Raw genomic sequence first — 14,284 nt, 5'->3', positions numbered from 1 at the left:
GGCACGGCCGACCGGACCGCTCTTCAGCTCCCCTTCAGGTTCGCCCCGCTACCGTGGAAAACCGGGGAACCAAACCCAACCCGCAGCAGTGCTTTCGGCGTGCGCCGGGGATCACCGCTTCTGCGCGTCGAGCCAGGAGAGGACCGCGTCGAGGAGTCCTTCGGCCGGCGCGCCTTTGAACACGTCGTCGGGGGCGCCCGCGAAGGTCAGCGGTGTGATGCCGTACTCGTCGGCGACCGCCTGGACCTCCTTCGACTGCGTTTCGGATTCGCTCACCACCAGCAGGATCGGCGGCTCGCCCACCGGTTTCGGCAGCTGCTTCGGGAAGCGCTGCGGCGACACGAGCACCAGGCCCGCCGCGGGGTAGCGTCCAGCGGCGAGCGCGGCCCAGGCCGCGCCCTCGCCGTGTCCGATGAGGACTGTCTGCCGGGGTACGGTGACCGCGGCCTGCACCACGTCGTGGGCGCGGGCCTCCGGCCCGCCGTCGGCGGCGGGCGTGCCGCCCTGGCCGCGGACGCTCACGGCCGCCGCGTACCTGCCCGACGAAGCGATTCGCTTGAGCCACAAGGCATTGAAAGCCGCCGCTCCGGCCGAGTCGCCGGTGCAGCACAGCACCGGGTTCGTCTCGGGGTTGTCCTTGATCTCGATGTCGAAGAGGTCGGCGGGCTCGAAGACGGCGATCTCGCGCCGGACCGGCACCGGCTCGGGGGTGCGGGCGCGCCGGATCCAGGCGGTGAGGCTCATTTGGCGGGCTCCTGTTCGAGGGTGTCGATGATGCGGCCCAGGCTGGCCAGGTACTCCTCGGCGTCCACGACGAGCCGACGGCGCGGGGAATCGTCGGCCGCACTCACCGCGTTGTGGCTGGATTCGGCGTTGACCTGCAGCTTGAAGCTCTCGGCGCGTTCGGGGTCGCTCTTGCGGACCTGGAGCCAGCGCGCGATCGCGTGGGTCTGCCAGTGGACGATCGGCAGCACGCCGACACCGGGTTCGACGAGCCCGGCGACGGCCAGGGTCTGCGCCTTCGGGGAGAACATGCGCGCGAACAGCTTCGGGGCGGGCTGGTCGCGGGTGCCGCCGAGCAGTTCGGGTGCGACGCAGGCGATCTTCGGCTGGTAGCCGGTGGCGAGGACGACGAGGTCGGGGCGGATCTCGGTGCCGTCGGCGAACGCGACGTCGTATCCGTCGAAGCGGGCGACCTCGCCGCGGCGCTTGATGGAGCCGTCGCCGACGTGCTCGAGGTAGCGGCCGTTGCGCACCGGCTCTTCGTCACCGGGGCCGTGGCCGGGCGTCTCGATGCCCATGCGCTGGGCGAGTCGCTTGGGGCCCTTGAGGATGCGGTCAGTGAGGAAGCGCCGCAGGAGCTTCGGGCGTGAGGCGAGCCGCGCGAGCGCGTAGTCGGAGGGTTCACCGCCGAGGTATTTCGGCAGGTGCCAGGAGCCGCGGCGCACGGAGTGGACGCAGCTGGCGGCGTTCACGGCGGCCTCGCAGGCGATGTCGACGCCGGAGTTGCCGCCGCCGATGACCAGGACGTGCTTGCCGCGCAGGCGAGACGGGTCCTTGAGCTGCGAGGAGTGCATCACGGTGCCGCGGAAGTCGTCGAGGCCCGGGTAGGAGGGCAGGTTCGGGGCCCAGTGGTGGCCGGTCGCGATGATGACCGCGCCGTAGCGCAGGCGGCGGGCGGCGCTCCCGGCGGCGGGTTTGACGACGACCTCGAAGCGGGCGCCTTCGACCGTTTCGAGATGGGAGATCTCGGAGCCGTACCAGATGTGCTCGGAGAGCCCGAAGTGCTTCGCGTACGAGGTCAGGTACTCGAGCATCTGGGCCGCGGACGGGTAGTCCGGCCAGTCGTCGGGCATCGGGAAGTCGGGGATCTCGGTCTGGGACCGGGAGGTCACGAGGTGGGTGTTGGGGTAGAGCGGGCTGTGCTGGTTCTGCGGGTTCCACAGGCCGCCGAGCACGGTGTCGCGCTCGTAGCAGTCCACTTCGAAGCCGTTCTCGCGGAGGTTCTTGACAGCGATGAGGCCGGACGCTCCGGCGCCGATCACGCAGACGGCCTCGCCGCGGTCGTAGGCGGCCTGGGAGGAGTACTCCTGCAAAGGACTGGCTCCTTACGGTGGGCATGCAGTCAGGTGCCGGACGGCGGCCCCGCGGGGTGCCCGCCGGGGCGGGACTGGATGCGGGGCGCCGAAAGACTGAGAGCAGATTACCGTGAACGGGACTCGTACTTTCGGGGGAGGTAGGCTGCGCGCGTGCTCTTCGAGCTGTGGAAACATCCCCGCCCCGACGCCCCGGTCCTCCGCCGCGACGGCCAGGTGGTGGTGTCCTCGCACCGTCTCGCCAGGCAGGTGCTGGCCGACCGCGAACGGTTCTCGGCCGCGAACGCGCTCGACGCGGTCACCCCGATCCCCGTTGACGCCCTGCGGGAGCTGACGCGGCACCGGTTCCGGCTGCCCGCGACCCTCGCGAACAACGACACCGAATCGCACGAGCGGATCCGCGCGGCCTTCGGTGCGGTCTTCGCGCCCGCGAACGTGGAGGCGCTGCGCCCCTGGCTGACCGGTCTCACCCGCCGGACCGCGGCCCAGGTCGCCTGGCGGCTGCGGACGGGCGAGACCGTGGACGTCGACGCGGCCGTCTCGTCGGAGATCCCGCTGGCGGCGCTGGCGCGGCTCCTCGGCCTGGAGGTCGAGGCGACCTTGGAGGTCAAGCACTTCAGCCGTGCCGCGCTCGAGCTGTTCTGGGGCGACCCCACCGTGGAACGCCAGCGCGAGCTGGCCGGGGTGGTGGGGCCTTTCCATGCGCTGCTGCGGGGTTGGACGGCCGGGTCGACGGGTGCGACACGGGAGCTCTTGGACGAGTACGGCGAGGACGCGGCGACGGCGGCACTGTTCTTCCTGCTGGTGGCGGGTCAGGAGACGACGTCGCAGTTCCTGACGCTGCTGCTGCACCGCCTGATCGAGGAGCCGGGGCTGCTGGAGTCGGCGCCGGCGGCGATCGTGGAGGAGGGCCTGCGGCTGCTGCCGCCGATCACGTCGTGGCGGCGGGTCGCGAAGCGGGACACGGAGCTCGGCGGTCTGGAGGTGCGCGCGGGCGAGTCGGTGCTGGTGTGGCTGGGGGCCGCGGGCACGGATGAGGACGTGGCCGAGTGCCCTATGAGGATGGTGCCGGGGCAGCGGGGTTCGCGGCGGCACTTGGCGTTCGGGGCGGGGGCGCACCGCTGCTTGGGGAGCCAGTTGTCGCGGATGGAGGCCGAGGTGGTGGTGGCGGAGTTCGCGCCGCTGCTCCCCCGGCTCCGGGTGGCGGCCGCCCCGGTGAGCGAGCCGAATCTGTCGTTCCGGATGCCGAGTCCGCTGGTGGTGCGGTTGGCCGTTTAACGCCTTGCGGTGCGGCGCATGCGCTTGCCAAGCTGTCGGGATGCCTGAATTCCTGGAGTTCCGCCAACGCGGGACCGCTTACGTCCTCCGCGACCTGCCCGAACGGCCCGGCCTCGAGGTGCTCGTGATGCTGCACCGGGACCAGCCGGAGGCCGGGGTGCAAGTGCCCGGCGGCGGGGCGCGGCCCGGGGAGACGCCGGGCGAGACGGCGATGCGCGAGGCGGTCGAGGAGACCGGCGTGCGCGGCCTCGTGTTCGGGGAGGTGCTGGGCAGCAAGCTGATGGCGGTGCCGGACTGGCGCGACCACGACTACCAGGTGACCACGTACTCGTGGATGGTCACGGAGGACCCGCGGGACGCGTGGGACCACACGGTGGCCGAGACGGGCGACGAGGACGACGGGATCCGGATGCGGTGCGAGTTCAGGCCGGTCGAGGCGTCGGGCATCGACTGGGGGCTGGACTTCCTGCTGGGCCTCGCCATTCCGAGGTTCGAGGCGCGGCGCGGGGCCGGGCTCGGCGTGCCCGCTTAGCGTGGCCCGCCGGGCTGGCGCTCGGGGCGACGGCTTTGGTGCGATGCGGGCGCCGGGGGTAGAGGCGCCCGCATCGCACTGATTCGGCACCTATTGGGCCGGTTCGCTGCCAAGGTACTGCGTGGCGTCAAGGCTGGTGGGAGCGAGCGCCATGACTGTGACGGACCGGGTCCGTCACGCGGGCAGGGGGAACCGCGCCGCGGGCGGAATGCCGGGCGGCCGGGCGGTTTGCGTTAGGCGTCGGTGCCGAAGCGGCGGAGGTCGCCTTCGAGGTCGAACCATTCGGAGGCGCTGAGGCGGAAGACCTCGGGGTCGAGCCCGGCGGCGTCGGCGGGGATCCAGCCGAGGCGGCGGCCGGGGAGGTCCTTCAGGTTCTCGTGCTCGGCGAGGCCCGGCTCGAGCGGCCACGATCCGATGAGGACGGACGCTTCGATGCCGCGCCGCGCCAGCGCCTCCAGTGTGAGGGCGGTGTGGTTGAGCGTGCCGAGTCCGGCGCGCGCGACGACGACAGCGGGGCAGCCGAGCTCGACGGCCAGGTCACGGGCGGTCCAGCCGCCGGCGCCGAGCTGCACGAGCAGGCCACCGGCGCCTTCGAGGAGGACGACTTCGGATTTCGCTTCGAGGACCGTCTCGGCGACGTCGTGCAGTTCGAGCATCGGAAGGCCGCTGCGGCGCGCTGCGGCGAAGGGCGCCAACGGATCCGGGTACGAGGCGAGCGCCCGGGCCGGGGCGCCCGAAAGCCGGGTGACCTCGGCGGCGTCATCGTCGTCGCCGGTCTGCGCGATCTTGACGACCTCGACACTGCGGCCCTGCCGCATGAGGAACGCCGCCAGCGCTGCAGTGGCGACGGTCTTGCCGACCCCGGTGTCGGTGCCGGTGACGAGCACGGGTCCTTCGAAGGCGATCACCCCGACAACATAGTGGGGGACGCCGACCGCCCACCGATCGGCCGGGCGCTCCGGTCTCGGGCGGCTGGCGCTCAAACCGCTCAGCGACGGCGCGAGCGGATCGGGGGATGCGGGGCCAGGCGCCCGGCTTTCGGGTTCGTGCGGCTGACCGCGCGTGGCGGCGCTGTCGGACCCTTCGGGAGGGTTGTATCGCGGGCCTGGACGGGCGACGCTCCCGACCGCGGGGGCGGGGCGGCCGGGTTGCGTTGCGGTGCAAGCGGTTCGATGCGGAACGTGAAGGTTCTATCCCCGTATGGGTGTTGCCGGTCGTTCCGTTTGGCGGATCATTGAGGTACGCACAAGGGTAGGGAATCCGTACAGGAGTCTGGTAGGTGCAAGCAGACTACGCCAAGCCTATGGCCGACCGGCTGACCTGACGGTTCCGAGCACACCGCCCCTATTGACTGGAGCGGGGGTCTCGCCCCTGGGTGCTATCGGGTCCCGCAGCGAACCGACCCCCTTCTCTTGGGGGTCCTTGGGTGGGAGACGGATCGGTCGGAATCACCTCGACCGGACCGCGAGTGTCCTGAACGAGGCGCATCATGTCCAGATGGATGCAACGCCGACCATAGCGGGAGTCCGGACATCACCAGGCCACGTTGGTGAACGTAGCGGCAAGGACCGCCCAAGCGAGGGCGGCAACCGTGTGCACGCCGATCAGCCGCACTCCCACCCGGCAGCCACGCCTAATACGGGCGCCTGCCCCGACGCAGAAAGGAGCACCAGCCAGCGCCTCCCGCCGGCCGGACACCGCACCGGGAAGGGGACTCCGTCCTCGAGCGAACCGTATTGGGCTCATGGACTAGCGAGTCTTCCGCACCACCGCGATCGCCCGGTCGAAATCCTCCGCAGGCACACCTGTATTGATCGTGATCCGCAAGCGTGAGCGATGATCCGGTGTGGATGGGGGACGGAAGCAGCCGACCGCCACACCTTCTTCGGCGCATCTGGCGGCCCAAGCCGTCGCCGCGTGGGCGTCGCCGGCCGGGGGCGATAGCACTCCCGCCGCCGGGACCGGCATCTCCAGCGCCTCGGCCGCCAGCGTGGCCCGGCGTGCGAGCTCAGCCCTCGCCGCGTCGGATTCGCGTGCGACCGCCAGGGCCGCGCTCGCACCCGACACCACTGCGGGCGGTGGCGCTGTGTCGAAGATGAAGGTGCGGCCCGTGTCGTGGAGGTGCCGCCGGAGGACCGCCGGTCCGGCGATCACTCCCCCGGCCGCGCCGAGCGCTTTCGAGAGCGTCGCCGTCAGCACGACTCCCGGGTCTCCGGCGAGTCCGGCCGCAGGCACGCCGCCCGATCCGGCGTCGCCGATCGTGCCGATCGCGTGGGCCTCGTCGACGAGCAGCAATGCGCCGTGCGCACTCGTGAGTGCGTGGATCTCGCGCAGCGGCGCCGCGTCGCCGAGGACGGAGTAGACCGACTCGACGGCGACGAGCGAGGGCCGAACTTCCCTCAGCTGGCGTTCGAGGTCGTCGAGGTCGTTGTGCGCGAAGGTTTCCGAGGGCCGCCCGGCCAGGCGGGCCGCGTCGTGGAGCGACGCGTGGGCGTGGGCGTCGAGCAGGACCGGGCCGGCGAGTGCGGCGACGGCGCCGAGGTTGGCCATGTAGCCGGAGGAGTAGAGGACGGCGGTCTCGGTGCCGGTGTGGCGGGCGAAGTCGGTTTCGAAGGCCTCGTGGATCTCGGTCGTGCCGCGCACGAGGCGCGAGCCGCTGGCGCCGAGTCCGTGCTCGGTGAGCGCGGCGGCCGCAGCGGCCAGGACGGCGGGGTGGCGGGAGAGCCCGAGGTAGTCGTTGCCGGCGAGGTCGATCGCGTCGGTGCGGGTCCGGACCGTGCGGGTGAGCCCGGCTTTGGCGCGGAGGTCCGCTTTGCGGCCCAGGCGGTTCCACAGGTCGGCGGTGTCGGCGAGCACTGCGTCGCTCATGCGAGGACCTCGTCGACCGCTTCGGTGAGGGCGTCCACGAGCAGGTCGGTCTCGGCTTCGCCGAGGTTCAGCGGCGGCATCAGGACCACGGTGTCGCCGAGCGGGCGCAGCCACACGCCCCGTTCGCGCGCGGCCTGGCAGACCGCGAAACCCGTGCGCTCACCGACAGAGGCGACCTCGACGCCGATCATCGTCCCCAGCTGGCGGATCTCGAGCACGCCTTCCTTGGCGCCCAATGGTTCCAGCAGTTTCGCGAGCCGTTCGCCGAGTCTGGCGGCCTGGCCGATCACGTCCTGCTCCCCCATCACCCGCAGGTTCGCCAGCGCCGCGGCGCAGCACAGCGGGTTCGCGGTGTAGGTGTGGCCGTGGAAGAAGGTGCGCGGGGCGGTGTCGCCGGGGCGGGTCAGGAAGGCCTCGTAGACGTGTTCGGCGGCGAGCACCGCCGAGAGCGGCAGGTACCCGCCGGTGATGCCTTTACCGCAGGTGAGGAGGTCGGGGACGACGCCGGCGTGCTCGGCGGCCCACATCTCGCCGGTGCGGCCGAAACCGGTCGCGACCTCGTCGAAGATGAGGAGGGCGCCGTTGGCGTCGGCGAGTTCCCTTGCGGTGCGCAGGAACTCGGGGCCGTAGTCGAGCATCCCGGCCGCGCCCTGGATCATCGGCTCGACGATGATCGCGCACACCTGGTCGCCCTGGTCGTTCATGGCGGCGTGCAGTTCGGCGATGGCGACGGCTTCGCGGTCGCTCCCGTTGGCGCGGTTGCCCGGTGAGGCCACGCCGATGGTGTCGAGCAGCAGGGGCTTGTAGGCCTGGTGGAAGAGGTCGTGGCCGCCGACGGCGACGGCGCCGAGGGTGTCGCCGTGGTAGGCCTGGTCGAGGCGGACGAACTTGGGGCGGGAGCGGCCGGTCTGGGTCGAGTACTGGTAGGCGATCTTGAGGGCGGCCTCGACCGCCGAGGAGCCGTCGCCCGCGTAGAAGACCTTGGTCAGCGGCGGTCCGTCTCCCTTGGGGGCCGAGTCCACGAGGACTTCGGAGAGTTCGATGCCGGGGGTGTGGGTGGTGCCGAGGAACGTGGAGTGGTCGAGCTTCGCGAGCTGGGCGGTGATGGCGGCGTTGATGTCGGGGTGGCCGTGCCCGAGGGTGGTGGTCCACAGTGAGGAGACGCCGTCGAGGTAGCGGCGGCCGTCGACGTCGATGAGCCAGGGGCCTTCGGCGCGGTCGACGACGACGGGCCGGTCGCCGGTCCATTGGGTGTGCTGCGTGAAGGGGTGCCACACGGTCGACGCGTCGCGGGCGGTCCATTCGGCGCTGGCGGTCATCGCTCGACTCCCTAGATGGTTCCTACAAGGCGTATTGGAGGATACCGCCGGGGCGGTTCGGCGGGGAAGGGGCGCGCGATCGTTTCCCTTTCGGCGGTGCCGCCGGGCGATCCTCTTGACTCCACCGTTATCGAACCGAGGCCGCCGCCGTCCTCTTGAGGCACGGGGCGTAGTTTTGGGCGGTCATAACGGACCCTCCGGCTCCGTCCGGGTTTTTACACTTTGAACACAGTGGGACGCTTGACAACCACATGCGCCACGGGCAGACTAGTGACACTTGCGGCAATCGCGGAGGATTGTCACTTACCGCCCTTCAGGTATCACTGCACTCCAGGGGCGGAGGCTCGGCGAATCCCTGCGCCGACACACGGCCCCTACCGTGTCCGACGCCGGCGGCGCCGCATCACGACCCCGCGGCGGCCAGCTGCAACGGTGGAGACCGGCGCCCGAGGCCGACGCTCGCGGAGCCGAGAACGAGGAAGGCCCTGTGTCGAACCAGAACCCCCCGCCGGCTCCGGCCGGACCCGCCGACGAGGCGCCGGAATCCGACCGCAGGCCATCGTTCTCCCAGGTCTTCGGCGACCGCGAGGCCGCGGCGTTCCTCCTCGCGTTCTGCATCTCCAACGCCGGCGCGATGCTCAACCGGGTCGCCGTCACCTTCCTCGTGTGGCAGCAGACCGAGTCCTCGGCGCTCGCCGCCGCCTCGTTCGCCATCAGCTTCGCGCCCTACCTCGGCCTCGCCCAGGTCCTCGGGGCCATTGTGGACCGCTACTCGTACCGCAACGTCATGATCGTGTGCGACGTGCTGCGCGCCGGCCTCATCGCGCTGCTGCTCATCCCGGGACTCCCGATCGCGGTGATGATCGCGATCGTCTTCGCCGTCGCCGCCGTCCAGCCCGCCTACAACGCCGCCCGCGTCGCGACCCTCGCCCAGATCCTCACCGGCGACGCCCTGTCGGTCGCCATCGCACTCACCTTCAGCGCCGCCGCGACCGCCCAGATCATCGGCTACCTCGCCGGAGGCCTGCTCGCGGCGCTCGACCCGCACACCGCACTGGCGATCAACGCCGGGCTCTTCGTGGTCAGCGCGATCGCGATCTCCATGCTCGTGCGGTACCGGCCCCCGGTCAACAAGCGCGAAGAGCGCCGCCACGTGCTCGTCGAGACCGCCGACGGCCTGCGGATGCTGCGCGACAACAAGGTCCTGCGCACCGTCTCCTTCGGCATCTGGGGCCTGTTCGCGCTCACCGCCGTCCCCGAGGGCGTCGCGGTCCTGTGGTCGGTGCACCTCAACGGCGACTCCAGGACGCAGGGCCTCATCATGGCGGTCGACGCGGCCGCCGCGGTCGTCGCGACCCTCCTGTTCACGCGGTTCGTACGGCCCTCGGTGCGCGACAAGCTCATCCGGCCGCTCGCGTTCATCGGCCCCGTGGTCCTGACGACCGCGCTCCTCGACCCGCCGCTGGCCGGGGTGCTCCTCATCGCCATGGGCGCGGGCGTCGCGAACATGATCATGGCCCCGATGAACGCGACCCTCGCCCACTGCATCCCCGACGGCTGGCGCGGCCGGGTGGTCGCCGCCGCCAACTCCGGACTGCAGCTGAGCCAGGGCATCGCCATCGCCGGGATCGGCCTCATCGTCGAGTTCGGCGCGACCCTGCCGTACGTGGTCGGCGCCTGGGGCCTCTGCGGGTTCCTGATCCAGTACCTGGTCACCCGCAACTGGCCCGCACCCGCGGAGATCGAGGCCGCCAAGGCCGCCGCCGCACCGCCGCCCGCCGCGGTCTGACCCCGAGGAGCCTGCCGCCGCGCCCCCGCGCCGAGAGCTAGGCTCGTCTCGGCACACTCGAGGCCGGAAGCAACAGGAGCACCAAACGTGGAACACGCAAAGACCGTCGAGCTGCGCGGACACCTCATCGACCAGGGCGTCTTCGCCCGCGTCATGGACGACGTCCTCGAATACTCGGGGGCCTACACGATCGACCGCTTCGACGTGGGACGCCACCACACCGACGAGTCCTACGTCCAGCTCACCGTCTCCGCCGAGACGCCCGAGCAGGTCGAACGCATCATCATGCGCCTCCAGACGCACGGCGCGAACCCGCTCGACCCCGGCATCGCGGTGCTCAAGCCGGCCCCGCGCGACGGCGTCTTCCCCGAGGACTTCTACTCGACCACCAACTTCGACACCCAGATCCGCCTCAACGGCAACTGGATGGACGTCGAGAACTCCGAAATGGACTGCGGCATCATCGTCACCGAGGACCGCTCCAGTGCCAAGACCCTCCCGGTCTCCGACGTCAAGGAGGGCGAGCTGGTCGTCTGCGGCGGCGAAGGCGTGAAGGTCCTCCCGCTGCCCGAGCCCGAGCGCAAGAGCCCCGAGTCCTCGAACTTCGAGTTCATGAGCGGCGGCGTCTCCTCCGAACGGCCCCAAGCGCTCCAGGTGCGCCAGATCGCCGAGCGGATGCGCGAGGTCAAGGCCCGCGGCGAGAAGATCCTGTGGGTCGGCGGCCCCGCCATCGTCCACACCGGAGCCGGGAAGGCCCTCGAAGCGCTCATCAACGAGGGCTACGCCGACGTCGTCTTCGCCGGGAACGCCCTTGCCGCGCATGACATCGAGTCGAACCTGTTCGGCACCTCGCTGGGCGTGGACCTCGACAAGGGACACGGCGTCCCGCACGGTCACGAGCACCACATCCGGGCCATCAACAAGATCCGCACCTGCGGGTCGATCGCCGAGGCCGTAGAGCAGGGCGTCCTCAAGGGCGGCATCATGCACGCACTGGTCAAGAACAAGAAGGACTTCGTGCTCGTCGGCTCCGTGCGCGACGACGGCCCGCTGCCCGACGTCTACACCGACGTCATCGAAGGCCAGCGCGCCATGCGCGCCGCGCTGCCGGGTGTGGGCTTCGCGATCATGGTCGCGACGATGCTGCACTCGATCGCGACCGGCAACATCCTGCCCGCGAAGGTGCCGCTCGTGAGCGTGGACATCAACCCCGCGACGGTCACGAAACTCGCCGACCGGGGTTCGGCGCAGGCCATCGGCGTGATCACCGACATCGGCCTGTTCTGCGAGCAGCTCGCCGGCGAGCTCGTGGTCGGCTACAAGCGCGATTAAGACTCGGTCGCACCAGGCGACATATGACATGTGATATGCCACTGGCATGTCGAGGAGGGCGGTCGACGCGGTCGGCCGCCCTTTCGCGCTGGTGGCGATTGACATCACATTGATGGACGTTTATATTTTGACGACCAACCAATTCCGGCATCCCTTCGGCGACTTCGGTTCTCGGCGCACCGGCGCCTTGGCGTTCTCGGGCGCCTCGGATCGGTCGGCGCTCCTTCTTCCCCGCCTTCGATGCCCCCTCGGCGACGCCCTCGAGCCGCACGCCGGCCCAGGGCGACGCGATCGCGCCATGCATTGGCGCAGAAGGAAAGCAGTCCCATGAAACGAACCAGAGCCATCGGCCTCCTCACGGTGGGAGCGGTTACATTGGCGACCGCGGCCGTCGCCACCGTGACCGCCCACTCCCAAGACCTCGAAGCGCAAGCCGAGACCTACACCTGGAGCAACGCCCAGGTCGCCGGCGGCGGCTTCGTCCCCGGCATCGTCTTCAACGAGACCGAGCCCGACCTCATCTACGCCCGCACCGACATCGGCGGCCTCTACCGCTGGCAGCAGAGCAGCGCGACCTGGAAGCCCCTCCTCGACTGGGTCGGCTGGGACGACTGGGGTTACACCGGCGTCGTCTCCGTCGCCACGGACCCCGTCGAACCCGAGCGCGTCTACGCGGCCGTCGGCACCTACACCAACGACTGGGACCCCGGCAGCGGCGCGATCCTCTACTCCGACGACTACGGCGAGACCTGGGGCGTCGCCGAACTCCCCTTCAAGCAGGGCGGCAACATGCCCGGCCGCGGCATGGGCGAGCGCCTCGCGATCGACCCCGCCGACAACTCCACCCTCTACCTCGGCACGCCCAGCGGCAACGGCCTCTGGCGCTCCACCGACTACGGCCGCACCTGGGCCGAAGTCCAGAGCTTCCCCAACCCCGGGAACTTCGTCGTCACCCCCGGCGACTCCTACCTCGGCGACAACCAGGGCGTGCTCTGGACCGAGTTCTACGGGGACGACATCTATGTGGGCGTGGCCGATCCGGCCAATCCCGTCTACGTCTCCACGAACGACGGCGCCACCTGGTCGCCGCTCCCCGGTGCTTCCCAGATCGGCACCGTGGACGGCTACGACAACGTGCCGAAGCAGGCCGCGATCGACGCCGTGAACGGCTACATGTACGTCATCACCTCATGGGATCCCGGTCCCTACAACGGGAACCCGGCCGAAGGCGCGCGCGGCGGCTCGGTGTGGCGGTACGCGATCGCCGCCGGCACCTGGACCGAGATCCACCCCGGCCCGAACGGCGCCTCCTACGAGGGCTTCGGCTTCGGCGGCCTGACCCTGGACGCGCAGGACCCCGGCACCCTCATGGTCACCAGCGTCAACGCCTGGTGGCCCGAGGAGACCACCTACCGCTCCACCGACTCAGGCGCGACGTGGACCCAGTCCTGGACCTTCGAGGGCTGGCCGAACCGCGTCGACCGCTTCGCCATCGACCACTCGTCAGTGGGCTGGCTCGACTGGGGCGTCACCAACCCGGCGCAGGGCGAGAAGAGCCCCAAGTACGGCTGGATGATCGACTCGATGGCCATCGACCCGCACGACTCGGACCGGGTCATGTGGGGCACCGGTGCGACCATCTACGGCTCGGAGAACCTCACCGATTGGGACGCGGGCCAGACCTTCACCGTGACCCCGATGGTCCACGGCCTCGAGGAGACCTCCGTGCAGGACCTCGCCGCGCCGCCCACCGGGCCCGAGCTGTACAGCGCCCTCGGCGACATCGGCGGGTTCGCGCACACCGACCTCGACGCGGTGCCCGACTCGTTCTTCACCGCCCCGACCATGACGACCGCCCGCTCGATCGACTTCGCCGAGCTCAACTCGAGCGTGGTCGTGCGGGTCGGCGAACTCGACGGCACGGTGAACATGGGGATCTCCTCCAACAGCGGCGGCTCCTGGTGGGCCGGGCAGCTGCCGAGCGGCGCTACCGGCGGCGGCACCGTGGCCGTCACCGCGAACGCGGGCGCGATCGTCTGGGCCCCTGACGGTCTCGCTCCGCAGCGCTCCACTACCTACGGTTCATCGTGGACGGTGGTGGCGGGCCTGCCGACCGGCGCGCGCGTCGAATCCGACCGCGCCGACGCGAACCGGGTCTACGGCTTCGCGGCCGGGAAGTTCTACACCAGCACGGACGGGGGTGCGAGCTTCACCGCCGCCTCGTACGCGGGCTTCCCGGCGAGCGGCAACGTGCGGTTCGGGGCCGTCCCCGGCAAAGCCGGGCACGTGTGGCTCGCCGGCGGCGCCGACGACGGCACGTACGGGATGTGGCGCTCCACCGACGGGGGCGCCACCTGGTCGCAGGTCGGCGGGTTCGACGCGGCCGACACCGTGGGCTTCGGCGCCGCGGCCCCCGGCCAGAGCTACCCGGCGATCTACGCCAGCGCCTCGCGCGGCGGTGAACGCGGGATCTGGCGCTCGGTCGACCAGGGTGCGACCTGGACGCGGATCAATGACGATGCGCACCAGTGGGGTTGGACCGGCTCGGCGATCACGGGCGACCCGAACGTGTTCGGGCGCGTCTACATCGGCACGAACGGGCGCGGCGTGATCGTGGGCGAGTCCTCGGACTACGTGCCTACCGATCCGACGAGTTCGGCCACGGTCTCGCCGACCGGGTCGGCGACGCCCAGTGAGACCCCGAGCGAGACGCCCACGGAGGGGCCGACGACGGGCGGCTGCACGGCGACGTGGTCGTCGACGAACGCGTGGCCCGGCGGCTACCAGGGCAGCGTGGTCGTCAAGAACGACTCGGGCTCGGCGAAGTCCGGGTGGACCCTCACGTGGACGTTCCCGGGCGGCGAGCAGGTCGGAAGCCTGTGGGGCGGCAGGTGGTCGCAGACGGGGGCTCAGGTGACGGTGGCCAACGAGAACTGGAACGGGTCGCTGGCGAGCGGCGCGTCGGTCACGGTGGGCTACACGGCGACGATGTCGGGGAGCGCCCCGGCGAGGCTGACGCCGACGTGCACGCTGCGGTGACGGCGGTGAGCCGGTGGCCGCGGCGGAAAGC

The 14,284-nt window shown here is 70.9% G+C and carries 10 protein-coding genes; 5 read left to right on the top strand and 5 right to left on the bottom strand.

Annotation, left to right across the window (positions count from 1 at the left end; all coding sequences use genetic code 11):
- Positions 1-111: 111 nt before the first annotated feature.
- The gene (locus tag O1R50_RS00355) at positions 112-744 is read right to left on the bottom strand and encodes an alpha/beta fold hydrolase (protein ID WP_270107832.1); all 633 of its coding nucleotides are present in this window, start codon (positions 742-744) and stop codon (positions 112-114) included.
- Entirely contained in the window at positions 741-2,096 is a 1,356-nt protein-coding gene (locus O1R50_RS00350; protein ID WP_270107831.1) for a flavin-containing monooxygenase, read from the bottom strand. The genes O1R50_RS00355 and O1R50_RS00350 overlap by 4 nt, the downstream gene beginning before the upstream one ends.
- A gap of 153 nt (positions 2,097-2,249) precedes the next feature.
- Here O1R50_RS00350 and O1R50_RS00345 point away from each other — a divergent pair, with 153 nt between their 5' ends.
- Both O1R50_RS00345 and O1R50_RS00340 read left to right on the top strand, forming a co-directional pair.
- Positions 2,250-3,374, top strand: coding sequence for a cytochrome P450 (locus tag O1R50_RS00345; protein WP_270107830.1), 1,125 nt, complete (start codon positions 2,250-2,252; stop codon positions 3,372-3,374).
- Between the two features lie 40 nt (positions 3,375-3,414).
- Positions 3,415-3,906, top strand: coding sequence for an NUDIX domain-containing protein (locus O1R50_RS00340; protein WP_270107829.1), 492 nt, complete (start codon positions 3,415-3,417; stop codon positions 3,904-3,906).
- Positions 3,907-4,139: 233 nt separating this feature from the next.
- On the opposite strand, the gene bioD is transcribed toward O1R50_RS00340, so the two are convergent.
- From bioD to bioA, 3 genes are all read right to left on the bottom strand, one after another.
- Positions 4,140-4,793 (bottom strand): dethiobiotin synthase, encoded by a 654-nt coding sequence (gene bioD / locus O1R50_RS00335; protein WP_408612562.1) that lies wholly within the window; start codon positions 4,791-4,793, stop codon positions 4,140-4,142.
- Between the two features lie 862 nt (positions 4,794-5,655).
- Positions 5,656-6,774 carry an aminotransferase class I/II-fold pyridoxal phosphate-dependent enzyme gene (locus tag O1R50_RS00330; RefSeq protein WP_270107827.1) on the bottom strand — a complete coding sequence of 373 codons (1,119 nt, stop codon included), beginning with the start codon at positions 6,772-6,774 and terminating at the stop codon, positions 5,656-5,658.
- The gene (bioA, locus tag O1R50_RS00325) at positions 6,771-8,093 is read right to left on the bottom strand and encodes an adenosylmethionine--8-amino-7-oxononanoate transaminase (RefSeq protein WP_270107826.1); all 1,323 of its coding nucleotides are present in this window, start codon (positions 8,091-8,093) and stop codon (positions 6,771-6,773) included. Before bioA ends, O1R50_RS00330 begins: the two co-directional genes overlap by 4 nt.
- A 487-nt stretch (positions 8,094-8,580) precedes the next feature.
- Between bioA and O1R50_RS00320 the strand changes: the two genes are divergently transcribed.
- From O1R50_RS00320 to O1R50_RS00310, 3 genes are all read left to right on the top strand, one after another.
- Complete coding sequence (locus tag O1R50_RS00320; protein ID WP_270107825.1) at positions 8,581-9,882, top strand: MFS transporter; 1,302 nt, start codon at positions 8,581-8,583, stop codon at positions 9,880-9,882.
- A gap of 87 nt (positions 9,883-9,969) precedes the next feature.
- Positions 9,970-11,214, top strand: a complete 1,245-nt coding sequence (locus O1R50_RS00315) for an ornithine cyclodeaminase, nickel-pincer nucleotide-dependent (RefSeq protein ID WP_270107824.1) — start codon at positions 9,970-9,972, stop codon at positions 11,212-11,214.
- A 327-nt stretch (positions 11,215-11,541) separates the two neighbouring features.
- Complete coding sequence (locus O1R50_RS00310) at positions 11,542-14,253, top strand: cellulose binding domain-containing protein (RefSeq protein ID WP_270107823.1); 2,712 nt, start codon at positions 11,542-11,544, stop codon at positions 14,251-14,253.
- The last annotated feature ends 31 nt before the right edge of the window (positions 14,254-14,284 follow it).

It is taken from the genome of Glycomyces luteolus (assembly GCF_027622875.1).
Lineage (GTDB): Bacteria > Actinomycetota > Actinomycetes > Mycobacteriales > Micromonosporaceae > Glycomyces > Glycomyces luteolus.
This window is presented reverse-complemented; position numbering and strand designations above follow the sequence as displayed.

What these genes read in the sequence shown, in the direction of transcription:
- bioA (WP_270107826.1), bottom strand. Translation starts at nt 8,093, where the DNA reads ATGACCGCCAGCGCCGAATGGACCGCCCGCGACGCGTCGACCGTGTGG.
- O1R50_RS00330 (WP_270107827.1), bottom strand. Translation starts at nt 6,774, where the DNA reads ATGAGCGACGCAGTGCTCGCCGACACCGCCGACCTGTGGAACCGCCTG.
- O1R50_RS00355 (WP_270107832.1), bottom strand. Translation starts at nt 744, where the DNA reads ATGAGCCTCACCGCCTGGATCCGGCGCGCCCGCACCCCCGAGCCGGTG.
- O1R50_RS00310 (WP_270107823.1), top strand. Translation starts at nt 11,542, where the DNA reads ATGAAACGAACCAGAGCCATCGGCCTCCTCACGGTGGGAGCGGTTACA.
- O1R50_RS00340 (WP_270107829.1), top strand. Translation starts at nt 3,415, where the DNA reads ATGCCTGAATTCCTGGAGTTCCGCCAACGCGGGACCGCTTACGTCCTC.